This is a genomic window from Gilliamella sp. G0441 (assembly GCF_050589305.1).
GTDB lineage: Bacteria > Pseudomonadota > Gammaproteobacteria > Enterobacterales > Orbaceae > Gilliamella.
Genome location: NZ_JBNRJF010000008.1, coordinates 65,229 through 81,843, shown reverse-complemented (window position 1 = coordinate 81,843; position 16,615 = coordinate 65,229). Strand labels below are relative to the sequence as shown.

Genomic DNA, 16,615 nt, shown 5'->3' with positions numbered 1-16,615 from the left:
TAACGCTAAATAACGTTGTTAAGCCTTATTATTCCGCCGCCGATTTTGAGCGGCGGAAATGTCAGTAAGGACAATCGTTGGCACACGAATGGATGAAACAAATGAAAACAAATTTACTTTTTAATAAAAAAACGGTGTTCTCTTTTGAAGTGTTTCCACCTAAAAAAACGTCGCCATTAGAGACTATCTATAGCACATTACGTGAACTTGGCTATTTTAAGCCTGATTTTATCAGTGTAACTTATGGGGCTGGTGGCAGTTTGAACGGTCAAACCACTATTGATATTGCCCACTCGGTCAAACACACTTATGGTATTGAGAGTGTTGCTCATTTACCCGGTATTAGTTTTGATAAAGCAGAAATGCAAAAAATTCTTCATGATCTTAAATGTGCTGGTATTGATAATGTGCTTGCCTTACGAGGCGATATTAATCCTAATATTGCGCCTAAAGATGATTTTCGCTATGCCAGTGAATTGGTCTCATATATTAAAGAAAATGGGGATTTTAATGTAATAGGTGCTTGTTATCCGGAAGGGCATCTTGAAACCTCAACCCTAAAACAAGATTTGATACATTTAAAAGAAAAGGTGAATGCAGGTACCGATCAGTTAATCTCACAGCTCTTTTTTGATAATGACTATTTTTATACTTTTTTAGATAAAGCACATGATATGGGAATTAACGTACCGATAGAAGCAGGTATTATGCCGGTGACGAATAAAAACCAAATTGAGCGCATGGTATCGATGTGTGGGGTTAATCTTCCGAAGAAGTTTAAACAGATGATGGAAAAATATGAACATCATCCTGATGCATTCCGTGATGCAGGGATTGCTTATGCTATTGATCAGATTGTTGATCTTGTTTCACAAGATGTTGATGGTATCCATTTGTATACGATGAATAATAGCTATATTGCCAGAAGAATCAGTGAGGCAGTATCAACGTTACTTGCAGTACCTAAATCGGCATAATGTGTAACTAATAGAAAAAGCTGAAATATTGAAGAGTTGGTTGCGGGGGCTGGATTTGAACCAACGACCTTCGGGTTATGAGCCCGACGAGCTACCAAGCTGCTCCACCCCGCGTCAAAGAGGTGAGCAATATTATAGTAATAAAATAATAAAGCAATACCTTTTTGGCGTAACTGCCCCATTTTTGAACACATTATCTATAAATAGACACTTTCTTTACTAAAATGTACGCCTTTTCTTAAATTTTTTAGATAAAAATCACTTTGTTTTTTGATTAAAAGCTAGGCTGCTATTTATTTCATATTAGAGTAATTGTTATTTATTCAAGAAAGAAAGGAAAAAAATGTCTAATCAATATCATGGTTCATGTTTATGTGGAAAGATTAAATTAACGCTACCATTTAAAAATATCCTTAATACTATATTTTAATAGTATTAAGGTTTCTTGTTCTCAGCACATATGTCAGTCACTATTTATTTTATAGGCTTACTTTTTACCCAATATTTATGCGTAAAGTGTTTGCAATGATACAACATATTGTGCTGGATCGCAGTCTAATGCAACCGTTGTAGCATAAGCGGCATTCATTGTTGTATCATAGTGAACTTTGTACTGTATTGCACTACGACGCAGAATTTTCGATGCTTCAATGGCTGCTCGCCCAGATGTAGTATTAAGAATATAGCTATATTCGCCATTTTTAATATGGTCATGAATATTCGGGCGTCCTTCGTTTTCTTTTTTGACCATTTGGCATAGTATGCCAGCTTGTTGTAATGCCTTAGCGGTGCCAAAAGTGGCGTCAATACTAAACCCATGCGCAATGAGTCGTTTAGCGATCGCTAACAAGCGAGTTTTGTCTTGATCACGAACTGATAAGAGCGCTTTCCCCGATTTTTTCATATTCGATAAGCTACCTAGTTGCGCTTTAGCAAAAGCTTCGGCAAAGGTTTTACCGATTCCCATTACTTCACCAGTGGATCGCATTTCTGGCCCTAAAATTGGGTCAACGCCACTAAATTTATTAAATGGTAAAACCACTTCTTTTACTGAGTAATAAGGTGGAATAAGCTCACTGGTCATGTTTTGTTTAGCAAGTGTTTGACCTGTCATGACCCTAGCGGCAATTTTGGCAAGTGGCAGTCCTGTTGCTTTTGACACGAATGGCACGGTGCGAGCAGCTCGAGGGTTGATTTCAATCAAATAAATTTGATTATCTTTGACGGCAAATTGCCCATTCATCAAACCTTTAACATTAAGTTCCAAGGCTAACTGTTTGGCTTGTTTGCGCAATTTGTCTAAAATGTCCGGACTTAATGTATAAGTGGGTAATGAACAAGCGGAATCGCCTGAGTGAATACCGGCTTGCTCAATGTGCTCCATAATGCCGCCGATCATAATTTGTTCGCCGTCGGCAATCACATCAATATCAACTTCAATTGCGTCATCTAGAAAGTGATCAAGCAATACAGGAGCGTTGTTAGATTCGCTGATAGCGGTTTTAAAATATCGCCTTAAATCGGATTCATTATAAACAATCTCCATTGCCCGACCGCCAAGCACGTAAGAGGGTCTGACCACTAATGGATAGCCAATTTGTTCGGCTTTAATGACGGCTTCTTCAATGTCAGTTACAGTAGCATTAACCGGCTGTTTCAACTTTAATTTTTCAACAATGGCTTGAAAGCGTTGACGATCTTCAGCCTGATCGATTGCATCAGGTGAAGTACCAATAATTGGTAATCCTGCTGCTTCCAGTGCTCGAGCCAATTTAAGTGGTGTTTGTCCACCGTATTGGACGATTACACCGTTTGGCTTTTCAACGCAGGCAATTTCTAGCACATCTTCCAATGTAACAGGCTCGAAATAGAGTCGATCTGAAATATCATAATCAGTTGATACCGTTTCAGGATTACAGTTAACCATAATGGTTTCATAACCATCTTCACGTAATGCTAGTGCTGCATGCACGCAACAGTAATCAAACTCAATACCTTGCCCAATCCGATTAGGTCCACCGCCTAATATCATAATTTTGGGGCGATGAAATTGTGGTTTGGCTTCGCACTCTTGTTCATAGGTTGAGTAAAGATAAGCCGTATCGGTTGAGAATTCTGCTGCACAAGTATCAACCCGTTTATAAACCGGATGAATATGGTATTGGTTTCGTCGATCACGAACGTCTTGCTCTTTAACATTCAGCAGTTTAGCGATTCGTAAATCTGAAAAACCTTTACGCTTAAGTTGCCATAATGATTCTGAATTAAGGCTAGCGAATGATTGCGATTTTAGTTGGTTTTCAAGCTTGATAAGCTCTTCAATCTGCACTAAAAACCAGCGATCAATATTGGTTAATGTGAAAACGTCATCTAAGCTGAAACCGGCTCGAAAAGCATCCGCAATATACCAAATTCGTTCAGCCCCAGCTTCTTGTAGCTCATAACGTATTTTATTGAGGTTTTTTTCATCATCATAATTGTCAATTTTCGGATCAAAACCACACGCACCGACTTCAAGTCCTCGCAGTGCTTTTTGTAATGATTCTTGAAAAGTACGCCCAATCGCCATGACTTCACCTACTGATTTCATTTGTGTGGTTAAGCGATCATTACAACCGGCAAATTTTTCAAAGTTAAAACGTGGAATCTTAGTGACGACATAGTCGATCGAAGGCTCAAATGATGCCGGTGTTCTACCGCCTGTAATATCATTGGCGAGTTCATCAAGAGTATAACCGACTGCCAGTTTGGCGGCGATTTTAGCAATAGGAAAACCAGTTGCTTTTGACGCTAATGCGGATGAGCGAGATACCCGTGGGTTCATTTCAATGACAATCAAGCGTCCTGTTTTGGGATCGACCGAAAATTGAACATTTGATCCACCTGTTTCTACCCCAATTTCACGAAGTACTGCTATCGAGGCATTACGCATGATTTGATATTCTTTATCAGTCAAGGTTTGAGCTGGGGCAACAGTAATGGAATCGCCGGTATGAATGCCCATAGGATCAACATTTTCAATTGAACAGACAATGATGCAGTTATCATTTTTATCTCGCACAACTTCCATTTCGTACTCTTTCCAACCGATCAATGACTCATCAATCAGTAGTTCTTTCGTTGGTGATAAATCTAATCCTCGAGTACAAATTTCATCAAATTCTTGAGTATTATAAGCAATTCCACCACCGGTACCGCCCATCGTAAATGAAGGGCGAATAATGCAAGGAAAGCCCACTTGTTCGAGTACAGCGTAAGCTTCTGTCAGTGAATGGGCAATACCCGAACGAGCCGTATCAAGACCAATTTTTTTCATGGCTTGATCAAAACGTTTGCGATCTTCGGCTTTATCAATGGCGTCAGCGGTAGCACCGATCATCTCAACATTAAATTGTTTTAAAATACCGCGTTTTTCAAGTTCCAGAGCGCAGTTAAGGGCAGTTTGTCCTCCCATTGTGGGTAAAATCGCATCGGGTTTTTCTTGTTCGATAATTTTGCTCACCGTTGTCCAATGAATAGGTTCAACGTAGGTTGCATCTGCCAGTTCAGGATCGGTCATAATGGTGGCAGGATTGGAATTCACTAAAATAACCCGATAGCCTTCTTCACGTAGTGCTTTGCAGGCTTGTGCGCCTGAATAATCAAATTCACATGCTTGACCAATAACAATCGGGCCTGCGCCAATAATTAAAATAGTGTTGATGTCTGTTCGCTTAGCCATGTTATTGCTCCTGCTGGTAAAATTTAATTAATTCTATAAAGTGATCAAAAAGCGGGGCGGCATCATGTGGCCCAGGACTGGCTTCGGGATGTCCTTGAAAACTAAAAGCGGGTTTTTGATTATGATGAATACCTTGTAATGAGCCGTCGAATAGGGATTGATGCGTAACACGTAAGTGAGCCGGTAAACTGTGTTCATCAACGGCAAAACCATGATTTTGCGCGGTAATCATGACACGATCATGCTCAAGATCTTTAACCGGATGATTTCCACCATGGTGACCAAATTTCATTTTTTTGGTTTTCGCACCACATGCCAGCGCTAACAGCTGATGTCCAAGACAGATGCCAAATATCGGAATATTGGTGGTTAAAAACTGTTTAATGGCATCTATGGCATACGTACACGGTGCTGGATCGCCAGGTCCATTAGATAAAAAGATACCATCAGGATGTAATGCTAAAACTTGTTCGGCACTCGTTTTAGCCGGCACAATGGTTAATTTGCAACCCCGTTCAACTAACATTCGTAAAATAGTTTGTTTAACACCAAAATCATAGGCAACAACATGATAGGGTAAAGCACTTTCAGGTTTTTGTGTTGGATGCTCATTTTGTCTTGTCCAAATGCCTTGCGTCCAACAATAACTTTTAGCACACGTTACTTCTTTAGCTAAATCAAGTCCGGTTAATCCTTTAAAATTGAGAGCTATTTGTTTGGTTGCTTCTGCATTTTCGAGTAAAGTCTGTTTATCTTTGTCCGTTACAATAACGCCATGTTGTGCGCCTTTTTCACGTAAAATACGGGTTAAACGGCGGGTATCAATATCGGCAATAGCAACAACATTGTGTTGTTTTAGATAACTGGAGAGATCTTTTTCACAGCGATAATTACTGGCTAATAGTGGCAAATCACGAATAATAAGTCCTTTTGCGTAAACTTGATTTGATTCAGCATCTGCATCATTAGTGCCCACATTACCAATATGTGGATAAGTTAAAGTAACTAATTGTTCACAGTAAGAGGGATCGGTCAATATTTCTTGATAGCCAGTCATTGAGGTATTAAAAACAACTTCGCCAACAGTTTGACCTTCAGCGCCGATAGATGTACCGATAAATTGTGAACCGTCTTGTAATATAAGGAGGGCATAAGTTTGCATGATTAAAAAGACCTTTAAGAATAAAAAATCATTATATATGAATAAAAATTCATTGCTATTAATCTTGAAAAGATAATATTTAGCCATTTTATTACACTTTTTTATACAAAAAAAGCAATATTATTAAAATTAATTGAATAATAATGTCTCATTTTTGAGACTTGTAACGAATCACATAAATTATCAAAGATATTATTATGTTTAGCTTGAAAGTGAATAATTATTCAAATAGAATGGCGCGAATAATAATCTCGATTAGGAGCTCGTCATGCACGGTTTTTATCAGCGCCACTTTTTACGTTTACTCGATTTCACCCCAAGCGAAATTAATCAATTAATCGATCTTTCTATTCAATTAAAGCACGCTAAGCAACAAGGCACTGAAAAAAAACATCTGGTGGGTAAAAATATTGCCTTAATTTTCGAAAAAGACTCAACCCGTACGCGCTGTGCTTTTGAAGTGGGCGCATTTGATCAAGGTGCCCAAGTGACTTATTTAGGTCCAAGTGGGAGCCAAATAGGCCATAAAGAATCTATTGCAGATACTGCCCGTGTATTAGGACGGATGTATGACGGTATTGAGTATCGAGGTTATGGACAAGATATTGTCGAAACTTTAGCGAAGTATGCCGGTGTCCCTGTGTGGAATGGATTAACCACCGAAGCACACCCTACACAGATTTTAGCTGACTTTATGACCATGAAAGAACATATCGGCAATCGGGCATTAAGCAGTGTCAAATTCGCCTATCTAGGTGATGCGCGTAATAATATGGGGAATTCGTTGATGGAAGGCGCAGCTTTAATGGGTATGGAGATTCGTTTAGTGGCGCCTAAAGCGTGCCAACCCGAATCGGAACTGGTCGAACAGTGCCAAGATATAGCAAAAACGACAGGGGCTAAAATCCTTTTAACAGAAGATGTTGCTGATGGTGTTAACGGCGTTGATTTTCTCTATACCGATGTGTGGGTTTCCATGGGAGAACCTAAAGACGTTTGGGATGAACGGGTCAAACTGTTGGCGCCTTATCAAATTAATCAAAATGTGATTAATCTTACTCATAATCCCGATGTGAAATTTATGCACTGTTTGCCCGCTTTTCACGATATGAATACCACCGTCGGCAAGCAAATGGCAGCGCAATATGGTTTAACAGATGGTTTAGAAGTGACTAACGATGTATTTGAATCTCGACAGAGTATTGTTTTTGATGAAGCAGAAAATCGTTTACATACCATTAAAGCCGTAATGGTTGCAACGTTAACCAAAGACGAATAATATAATACTCATCAATAAAAATGCTAATTAACTATCAGCATTTTGCTATGTTTGCCGACGTTAAGTCGGCATCATTTTATCAAATTTAAAAGCAAACATGACAAAACAAGCACGTAATAAAGATTTTAAAAAACACTTAAAACTTACTAATCCGATCCATTTTTTAGCGGTGGGATTAGGAAGTGGCTTATCCCCAATTATGCCTGGCACAATGGGGTCATTAATGGCGATTCCGCTGTGGTTGTTATTTAACGAGTTACAACCGATTTTATATTGGATCTTTATTTTTGTGACATTTATGTTTGGCTGTTTTCTTTGTCAAAAGACATCAGATGATACACATACGCATGACTCAGGGCATATCGTTTGGGATGAATTTGTTGGTATGTGGATAACGCTATTTTTTATCCCACAATATTCACTACTATGGATTGCGATTGCTTTTGTTGCTTTTCGAGTATTTGATATGGCAAAACCTTGGCCTATTCGTTGGTTTGATAAGCGTGTGCCCGGTGGTTTTGGTATTATGGTGGATGATGTAATTGCAGCGATTTTTTCATCCCTGACTGTTTATGTGTTGGCTTATGTGATTCCCTGCTGATTTAAAATAACAGCATTTTTACCTTCTTGGTATGCTCGCAGGTTAAAATGATTACCTGCGAGCCATAATCGATAATGATTTTCTGTCTAAAAGTGGTTAGCTAAATGATTTAATACATTTTTTGTGACCAACCCAATTTACTGGAAAGGTTATTAAAATAATCATAATCTTTAGAATGAATTAAATTAAATTCATATCCAGAACGGCGAATAATAACATCATAGCTTGGTTTGACCGGTAAAATAATTTGGCTATCGCAAGCAATATTCAAATCTAATGCAGTGGTTGGAAACTTAAGATGGATAGGGTTATCACTTTTGATGACTAATGGTCTTACCGCCAATGAGTGTGGAAACATTGGTGTAATAATGAGTGCATCTAAGTGAGGCGCTAAAATTGGTCCACCAGCAGACAAGGAGTAGGCGGTAGAGCCGGTTGGGGTTGCAATAATTAAACCATCCGCACGCTGTGAGAATGCATTGCGTTCATTGATATACACATCGTAATCAATCATATGCGCAACGGTATTGGGCGTAACGACAATTTCATTAACAGCAAAACCGGAATTGATGAGATTGCCATTATCATAAATTGAAACTTCAAGTAAAAAGCGAGGGTCATCGTCATATTCTCCGGCAATAACTGGACTTAACTGTTCTACGACTTGCTCATGCGAAATGTCGGTTAAAAAGCCCAAATTACCCCGATTCACGCCGATTACTCTAATTTTATAGTGTGATAAATAGCGAGCCGAACGCAACATATTGCCATCGCCACCAACAACAATGGCCAGATCAGCTTGTTCTCCAATCGTATCCAAATTGGCATAGACATTGGCTGGAAATTTAATAAATTCCGCTAATCGGTCTTCAACTAAAACACGAATACCTAATTTGATTAACCAATCATAAAGCACTCTGTGGGTTTCGATAGCGTCTAATTTGCGTGGAATGCCAACTAAACCAATACATTTAAATGGTGCACCCATAAAATATCCTTGTCATTTTTTTATTTAAGTATCATTGATTTTTTTAATTAAAAATAAAAAAATATATATTAACCTATAGAGATAACCTTGCAATAACAAAAATCGTCCCCATAATAACCTTAATTCACTAAGTTTTCGACTATATTTGGAGTACCTTATGACAGAGCAAGACAAGAACATGTCAGAAAATGAATCTAACATTGATGTAGCGGTAGAAGAACCAAAAGAATCAGAAGCACCAGCTGAACCGAATTACGAGGAGCAATTAAAAGCGAAAGATGCACGTATTGCTGAATTAGAACAGGCATTACAAATTGCGAAAAAAAATGAGAGTGAGGCGATGATTCGTGCCCGTGCTGAGATTGATAATGTTCGTAAACGTGTTGAACAAGACGTTGATAAAGCACGAAAATTTGCGTTAGAAAAATTTTCGAATGAACTGTTGCCAGTTATCGATAATTTAGAGCGAGCTCTAGAATCTACCGATAAAAATAATCCTGAACATCAAGCAACTGTTGAAGGATTAGAGCTTACCTTAAAATCATTTTTAGATACCGTCAAAAAGTTTGGGATTGAAGTGATTAACACAGTAGATTCACAATTAAATCCTGATATTCACCAAGCGATTAGCATGGTTGAATCGCCAGATCATCAATCAGGTCAAATCGTCAATACCATTCAAAAAGGTTATACCTTAAATGGTCGTTTAATCCGTCCGGCAATGGTGATTGTTGCGAAATAAATAAGCGATTATGCTGAAATAAAAGGGAAATGAAGTATTTCCCTTTTTTGTTTCGGTTTGCTTAAAAAGATAGGTTAATACACCCTTTATCTTTTATTTATGCTGTTTTGGCAATGATAAATATCCTTTTATAAACTCAACGATTGGATCGGCTTGATTGATATCAAATACAGGTAGATGACTCTCTAATGGTTCATCACTGGCGATGGCTAGGGTATATTCGTCAATATACAGCTGAGGTTGATTTGTATGCCGATGACAAATAATTTTAGGTATTTTCTCTTCTTTAAATCCTTCAACCAAAACGATATCGACATGGCTAAATTGGTTAATCAGTGTCGATAAATCGACAGGATTGTTTGGGGTCTCTTCAATAAATGCATAGCGGTTATCACAAGCAATAATGGTTTGTAAAGAACCGGCTTTTCGCAGTTCATAACTATCTTTTCCGGGAATATCTAGTTCAATATTATGATGCGCATGCTTTAACGAGCCTATGCGAAAACCCTGTTCGACCAATAAAGGAATTATTTTTTTGAGTAGGGTCGTTTTACCACTGCCACTATAGCCACTAATTCCAATCATTTTTGTATTGTTCATAGACTCTCTGCTTTATCGTGTTATATTGAAGATGCGATTAATATAACATCATATTAAAAAATGAAGGCGGAATAAAGGTAATGATATGTATGATTTTTTGAATGATTATAACCAAACAGTGCATCCAAGCTTGTTAAAAAGCTTTGTTGAAACGACCAATAAAAAGTTAAGTGGCTATGGTTTAGATGAGTGCTGTCATCAAGTTAAAGAAAATATCAAAAAGCGTCTAAAATCGCCGAATGCAGATATACATTTTATGCCAGGTGGAACTATCACGAATTTAACGGTTATTTCGCATATTTTAAAACCTTATCAAGCGGTTATTGCGACCGAAAGTGGACATATTAATGTGCATGAAACAGGGGCGATTGAAGCAACAGGACATAAAGTATTAACGGTGAAAAGCCAAGATGGAAAATTGACGCCTGAATTGCTAAAACCCGTTTTGGCACATCATCATGATGAACATATGGTACAACCTAAATTAGTGTATATTTCAAACACCACCGAACTTGGTACTATTTATAGTAAGCAAGAGCTTAAAAAGCTATATCAATTTTGTCAAAATAATCAACTTTATCTGTATTTAGATGGTGCACGTCTGGCAATGGCATTAGCGGCTAAAGATAATGATCTAACCTTTCCGGATTTAGCTAAATATACCGATGTTTTTTATATAGGTGGCACGAAAGTAGGGGCATTTGCGGGTGAAGCATTGGTGTTTAATAACCTGACGATTAACCAAGATTTTCGATTTAGTATGAAGCAAAAAGGCGCAATTTTAGCTAAAAGTTGGATCGTTGCCGTACAAATGAATGCGTTGATGCAAAACAACTTGTATATCAAACTGGGTAAGCATAGTAATTATATGGCAGATAAACTGCAAACACTGTTTGAAAATGCTGGATTTTCATTCTTAAGTAAACCACAAAGCAATCAATTATTTGTTAGTGTGCCAAAACGATTAGCCAAGAAAATCCTTGCACATTATTCGGTCGATAATCTTGGGGCAATTGATGAGGCGCATATCGGGTTACGTTTTTGTACTTCTTGGGCAACACAGGATGTTGAAATAGACGATTTTGCTAAACACCTAACAAAATGGAATAAATAGCAGTTTAATCTAGAAATAAGAGATTTATTTTTTTGATTGAGTGAGTTGCTCAAGTATCTCAGGGGTATTAATATTGGTAAAACATGATGGTTTATCACTAAAATCGACAGAATAAGCATTGATTTGTTGTAAAAATAACATCAATTTACGTTCACCTTGTGCCAAATAAGCTTTAAGTGGGGTAATGATGGTTTTATGAATCAATAAAATGGTTGGATGATGATACCGCCCGTCAAAGGGATAAATAGCGTAATGTGTCGTGGTGTGTTGGGTTAAACGAAAGATTAAATCGTCAGGTAAAAAAGGCGTATCACAACTGACAAATAAGTTCCAGTCGGTAGTGCTACGTAATAACCCACTGTAAATGCCGGAAAGGGGGCCATGATAACCCGCTAAATCATCAATGAAGGTAGGATAGCCTGCCTTTTGATATTGATTTAGATTGCGATTACAGTTAATCATGATGAAATCTGTTTGTGATTCAATACGTTCAATGACATGTTGATAAAGCGGTTTACCATTTAGCTGTAATAATCCTTTATCGTTACCATTCATTCGGGTACTTTTTCCGCCAGCTAAGATAATTGTTGTAATAGGTAGTTTGCCCATAAAATGTCTCTGTTTCACATTGCGAAAAATCTAAATAGCATTACTATATAGCAAAATTAATTTAAGTTATAAGGGAAAATAGACTTATCACAATTATTTTATAGACATTAAATTGTATTGAAAGATAAGTCGATACCCATGACTTTTAACGTGTCGTTTGTATTTAATAAAAAGAATCGCTACTATTGTTTATGTTTCTGTGACAGAATTTATAGCGTTAAATATTTAACATTAATTTTATCTCATCATCTTCAATTAATTTGAAGTATACAAAAAGGTATGAATTATGAAATGTCATCGTATTGATGAATTAATGGAGTTATTACAGGCAGCCTGGGAAAAAGACTCAGATCTGAATCTGTTACAATTTCTTGCGCAATTAGGGCAAGAAGCAGGTTTTAAAGGCGACTTAAAAGAGTTAAGTGATGAGGTTCTGATTTATCATTTAAAAATGCGTGACGCTGATAAAAATGAAGCTATCCCCGGTCTGAAAAAAGATTATGAAGATGATTTTAAAAGTGCCTTGTTAAAAGCGCGTGGCATTATTAAATAATAAGGAGAATTGACTAATGAAAAAGACGTTTATTGCTTTGGGAGTATTACTTTTTTCGGTAAATAGTTTTGCAGAGCAAGCCCCCGCAAGTATTGACTCTAAGGAAAATCAAACACCGACTATTACGGCACCATTAGCACCGATTGAAAAAGGTGTTCAGTATGTTGTACTACCGACTAATCCATCACCAGACAAAGAAGTGATTGAGTTTTTTTCATTTAATTGTCCTAGTTGCTACCGATTTGAAACAAAATATCATGGTGCACAACTTATCAGCAAGGATTTACCAGAAGGGGTAAAATTTAAACGTTATCATTTAGAGGATTTTGGGCCACTTGCCAAGGAACTTGCTCAAGCATGGGCGATAGCGAATGTACTTGGTATTCAAGATAAAGCTTCAGACGCTTTTTATCAGGCAATACAAGAAGAGCGTAGCATAAAAACTGCTGACGACATCAAAGCGGTATTTTTAACGTTAGGTGTGGATAGTAAAACGTTTGATGAAACGAAAGACAATTTTTTAGTTAAAGCTTTTATGGCACAACAAACCGATGCCATTAAAGAATTGAAACCAAACTCAATACCTTCTGTTATCGTTAATCGCAAGTTTTATGTCAATTCCAAAGGACTTAATATATCTGATGAACAAGCATTTATTAATGATTATTTAAGAGTGACTTCGTTCTTAGTCGGCTTAGATCCGAAAACCAAAAATTAAGCGAGTGTCATTGATTAAAACATCTGTTTTGAGTGCGATAAATTGTCATAGTATTTGAATGTAACATGATGACAATTTTTAAGGTTGTTATTTTAAATCCCTTTGCAATATCATGATTGCAGAGGGATTTTAATTTTAGGTGAGGTTTTAAAAACGTTATTCTCGTTCTAAAGCATAAATCGGATCAAGTTTGGCGGCTCGTTTAGCTGGAAAATAACCAAAAATTATGCCAATGACACTTGAACAACTAAAGGCAGCGATAATTGAAATGATAGAAAAACGCATCGCAAAAGATGTGACAACATAATTGAAAATCCCACCAACCACAAATGATAATAAGATGCCTAATGTACCACCGATAAGACATACTAATACCGCTTCGATTAAAAACTGTTGCAGTATATCACTTGAACGTGCACCCACTGCCATGCGTACGCCAATCTCTCGGGTTCTTTCTGTGACGGATACTAGCATGATATTCATAACACCAATCCCCCCCACTAACAGTGAGATAAATGCAATGGTTGAAATTAATAATGTTAATACCCAAGCTGAGGAGTTAACGGTGTCACGAATGCTGTCTGAATTAAAAATAAAAAAGTCTTTAACACCATGACGTTGTATCATGATTTTATTAATCGCTTGTTCAGCAATCGATAAATCAACATTATCATTGACCCGAACCGTAATACTTCTTAACGAGGTTTGTCCCACCATGCGATTAATGACTGTGGTGTAAGGAAGCCAGATGTTAAGGCTTTCATTATTACCAAAACCTTGTTGTTGTTTTGTGGCAACGCCAATTATTCGTACCGGTAATTGACCCACCATCAGAATTTTGCCGATTGGATTTTCATTCTTAAATAGCTGTTTAACGGTATTTTCATCGATAACGGCATCTTGTGCTGACGAAGCAACACTGGCCTGATCAAACGCAATACCTTGGGTAATGTTATAACCACGAACGGCAAAAAATTGCTCTCCCACACCATTTACAGTCCCCGTTACAGCCAAATTTTTAACCCGAAAATAGACTGATGTTGCCAGATTTGGGGTCGTGCTATGTACAAAACTTTGTTTTGCTAAAAAGTCGGCGTCGGATGAGCGTAAGGTGGTAATTTTATCTGCGTTGCGATCCCCAAATCCGCTTCCGGGATAAATTTCGAGTGTGCTTGTCCCTAACGAATTTATATTCGATAATATTTTTTGTTTTGTGCCTTCGCCTAAGGCAACCATTGAAACTACCGAGGCAATACCAATGATAATACCAAGCATGGTAAGAAAAGTTCGTAATCGTTGAGAAAGCATCGACAATATTGCCATATTAAAGGCATCTCGAAAACGATTATACTTAGCTTGAAAGTTGTCTTGGGTTTTAGTCGTTTCGATCTGTTTGACTTGGCGATGATCCTCTTCTTCTGCGTGATAGTTAGGATTGATTGAGTCAGAGATAATATTTCCGTCACTGATTTCAATAATCCGTTCTGCACTTTGGGCAATATTGCTATCATGTGTCACAATAATGACGGTATGCCCTTGTTTATGAAGTTCTCGCAAGATAGCCATGACTTCTAAGCCGCTTTTACGGTCAAGTGCGCCCGTCGGTTCATCTGCTAAAATAACTTGTCCGCCGTTTATTAAGGCTCGAGCAATACTGACACGCTGTTGTTGACCGCCAGATAATTGACTGGGTTTATTATTAATCTTATCTTCAAGCCCTAAACGGGTTAATATTTCAATAGCTCGTTTTTTCCGTTGTTCATTGGTGATTCCGGCATAAATAGCAGGGATTTCAACATTACCTTGTGCCGTTAAGGCGTTTAGCAAATGATAACGTTGAAAGATAAAACCAAAGTGTTCACGACGTAATTCAGCTAATTCATCAGGTGATAATTGATTGGTGGTTCGTCCTCCAATGGTATAGACGCCAGAGCTTGGTTTATCTAAACAACCTAAAATATTCATTAATGTTGATTTGCCCGAACCAGACGCACCAATAATGGCAACCATTTCGCCAGCATTAATCGTTAGATTGATGCTTTTAAGCACTTGTATGGTTGAATCGCCAGCTGGAAATTCACGAACAATGTTTTCAAGTTTGATCAGCGGATTATTAGTGTTTGTCATATCAGAATCTTATCCTCGGCGTGCGTCCATTAGGATTGAATAATGCGCCATTGTCACTACCAATAATGACGACTTCCCCTTCTTTAAGTCCGGATTTGATTTCCACATTAATATTATTATTGATACCTAAACTGACTTCTCGTTCTTCAGCATTATTTTGTTGATTAAGTACATAGACAATTGCTTTATTATCTGCCAAATTTTTTTGGATTGCTTGAGATGGGATTGCCAATACATCTTTTGCTTCAGATAAAACAATATAAACTTGGGCTGTCATCGAAATTCGTAAAATATGATCAGGATTATCAACATCGAATAATCCATTATAGTAAATTGCTGTTTTGGTGGTGGATGACGAAGAACTTAAACTTGATGAACTTTCCGTATTAATCGAATCTGGCGCAGGTTCAATGGCGCGTAATGTTAAACCGTCAAAACGTCTATTAGGTTCGCCTAATATGGTGAAATAGACGGGCATTCCTTTTTTTACATTAATGACATCCGCTTCTGAAATTTGTGCTTCAACGGTCATCTTATCCAATTGTGCAACTTTCACAATGGTTGGTGCACTTTGCACAGAGTTAACGGTTTGACCTTGATCAACGGGTATGGCGACAATCACGCCATCAATAGGTGATCGTATTTTGGTATAACCAAGATTCACTTTGGCTGTATCAACAGCGACTTGTGCACTGATGATATTTGCATCTAAGGCAGCGATATCGGCTTTGATTGCATCGAGATCGGCTTTGGCTGAATCTAAATCGGATTGAACGCCGACACCTTTATTGACGAGTTTTAATTGGCGATTATAAGTCAGTTGGTAATTAATTAAGTTGGCTTGTTTTGATTTACGTTGTGCTTCAAGGCTACTAAGCGAAGCTTCGGCTTGTTTCAAATCATTGCTTTGTTTTAAATCATCAATTTCAGCAATCATGTCTCCTTGTTTAACTTGATCACCTAATTCAACATATAACTTTTTGATCTGACCCGAAACCTGCGCACCCACGCTGACTTGCTTGAAGGCGCTAATTGTTCCATCAGCCAGTACCGTTTTTTCAATATTAACTTTAGTCACAGGTGAGGTAATATAATTCACTGGCGATTGTGACGGAAAAACGATCAGCTTGATAATATAGAGAAGCACAAACAGAAAAATAGCAATCACTATATTTTTGAATTTAATTAACTTTAACAATATCTTTTCATCCTTTTATTCTATTCTTTAATCGTTTTAGCATTGTAGCGTAATAATATAAATGTTATTGATAACTATTCTTAATAAATTGTAATTATTATGAAAATAATACAGGCTAAATTATCTAATTTATATTGAAATATTTCAATAAATTCAAACTTATTTGGTCTATCACGAACATGATAGCTGTATTCTTTTTTAGAAATTAGGAAGGATTGCGCTATAA

Annotated in this window: 14 protein-coding genes and 1 tRNA gene; 7 read left to right on the top strand and 8 right to left on the bottom strand. The window is 37.4% G+C overall.

All coding sequences use genetic code 11. From position 1 onward, the window contains the following. The first annotated feature begins 101 nt into the window (after positions 1-101). Positions 102-977 (top strand): methylenetetrahydrofolate reductase [NAD(P)H], encoded by an 876-nt coding sequence (metF, locus tag ACKJXD_RS08345; protein ID WP_220216253.1) that lies wholly within the window; start codon positions 102-104, stop codon positions 975-977. 37 nt (positions 978-1,014) lie between these two features. On the opposite strand, the gene ACKJXD_RS08340 is transcribed toward metF, so the two are convergent. The 3 genes from ACKJXD_RS08340 to carA all read right to left on the bottom strand — a co-directional run bounded on the left by ACKJXD_RS08340 (position 1,015) and on the right by carA (position 5,860). Further along, positions 1,015-1,091, bottom strand: a tRNA-Met gene (locus ACKJXD_RS08340). A 391-nt stretch (positions 1,092-1,482) separates the two neighbouring features. Then, positions 1,483-4,698: a carbamoyl-phosphate synthase large subunit gene (carB, locus tag ACKJXD_RS08335; RefSeq protein ID WP_430876046.1), complete on the bottom strand. Its 3,216-nt coding sequence runs from the start codon at positions 4,696-4,698 to the stop codon at positions 1,483-1,485. A gap of 1 nt (position 4,699) precedes the next feature. Then, on the bottom strand, positions 4,700-5,860 hold the full coding sequence (gene carA / locus ACKJXD_RS08330) for a glutamine-hydrolyzing carbamoyl-phosphate synthase small subunit (RefSeq protein WP_430876045.1): 1,161 nt from the start codon (positions 5,858-5,860) through the stop codon (positions 4,700-4,702). A gap of 268 nt (positions 5,861-6,128) precedes the next feature. Here carA and argF point away from each other — a divergent pair, with 268 nt between their 5' ends. Both argF and ACKJXD_RS08320 read left to right on the top strand, forming a co-directional pair. Beyond that, entirely contained in the window at positions 6,129-7,139 is a 1,011-nt protein-coding gene (gene argF, locus ACKJXD_RS08325; RefSeq protein ID WP_430876044.1) for an ornithine carbamoyltransferase, read from the top strand. Between the two features lie 97 nt (positions 7,140-7,236). Next, on the top strand, positions 7,237-7,740 hold the full coding sequence (locus ACKJXD_RS08320; RefSeq protein ID WP_220216257.1) for a phosphatidylglycerophosphatase A family protein: 504 nt from the start codon (positions 7,237-7,239) through the stop codon (positions 7,738-7,740). Positions 7,741-7,849: 109 nt separating this feature from the next. Here ACKJXD_RS08320 and nadK read toward each other — a convergent pair whose 3' ends face one another. Next, entirely contained in the window at positions 7,850-8,728 is an 879-nt protein-coding gene (gene nadK / locus ACKJXD_RS08315) for an NAD(+) kinase (RefSeq protein ID WP_220216258.1), read from the bottom strand. Positions 8,729-8,885: 157 nt separating this feature from the next. Between nadK and grpE the strand changes: the two genes are divergently transcribed. After that, entirely contained in the window at positions 8,886-9,470 is a 585-nt protein-coding gene (grpE, locus tag ACKJXD_RS08310) for a nucleotide exchange factor GrpE (RefSeq protein WP_430876043.1), read from the top strand. Positions 9,471-9,563: 93 nt separating this feature from the next. Here grpE and mobB read toward each other — a convergent pair whose 3' ends face one another. Continuing rightward, positions 9,564-10,070, bottom strand: a complete 507-nt coding sequence (gene mobB, locus ACKJXD_RS08305; protein ID WP_267358986.1) for a molybdopterin-guanine dinucleotide biosynthesis protein B — start codon at positions 10,068-10,070, stop codon at positions 9,564-9,566. An 85-nt stretch (positions 10,071-10,155) separates the two neighbouring features. Between mobB and ACKJXD_RS08300 the strand changes: the two genes are divergently transcribed. Continuing rightward, positions 10,156-11,184 (top strand): threonine aldolase family protein, encoded by a 1,029-nt coding sequence (locus tag ACKJXD_RS08300; protein ID WP_430876042.1) that lies wholly within the window; start codon positions 10,156-10,158, stop codon positions 11,182-11,184. A 24-nt stretch (positions 11,185-11,208) separates the two neighbouring features. Here ACKJXD_RS08300 and mobA read toward each other — a convergent pair whose 3' ends face one another. Then, positions 11,209-11,793: a molybdenum cofactor guanylyltransferase MobA gene (gene mobA, locus ACKJXD_RS08295; RefSeq protein WP_430876041.1), complete on the bottom strand. Its 585-nt coding sequence runs from the start codon at positions 11,791-11,793 to the stop codon at positions 11,209-11,211. Between the two features lie 286 nt (positions 11,794-12,079). On the opposite strand from mobA, the gene ACKJXD_RS08290 reads away from it, so the two are divergent. Together ACKJXD_RS08290 and ACKJXD_RS08285 are read left to right on the top strand one after the other, a co-directional pair. Next, on the top strand, positions 12,080-12,346 hold the full coding sequence (locus ACKJXD_RS08290) for a YihD family protein (protein WP_294826237.1): 267 nt from the start codon (positions 12,080-12,082) through the stop codon (positions 12,344-12,346). A gap of 16 nt (positions 12,347-12,362) precedes the next feature. Beyond that, on the top strand, positions 12,363-13,064 hold the full coding sequence (locus ACKJXD_RS08285; protein WP_430876040.1) for a DsbA family protein: 702 nt from the start codon (positions 12,363-12,365) through the stop codon (positions 13,062-13,064). A 156-nt stretch (positions 13,065-13,220) separates the two neighbouring features. Here the strand turns inward: ACKJXD_RS08285 and ACKJXD_RS08280 are convergent, their stop codons facing one another. Continuing rightward, positions 13,221-15,191, bottom strand: a complete 1,971-nt coding sequence (locus ACKJXD_RS08280) for a MacB family efflux pump subunit (RefSeq protein ID WP_411599272.1) — start codon at positions 15,189-15,191, stop codon at positions 13,221-13,223. A gap of 1 nt (position 15,192) precedes the next feature. Further along, entirely contained in the window at positions 15,193-16,389 is a 1,197-nt protein-coding gene (locus tag ACKJXD_RS08275; protein ID WP_220216263.1) for an efflux RND transporter periplasmic adaptor subunit, read from the bottom strand. Positions 16,390-16,615 lie beyond the last annotated feature (226 nt).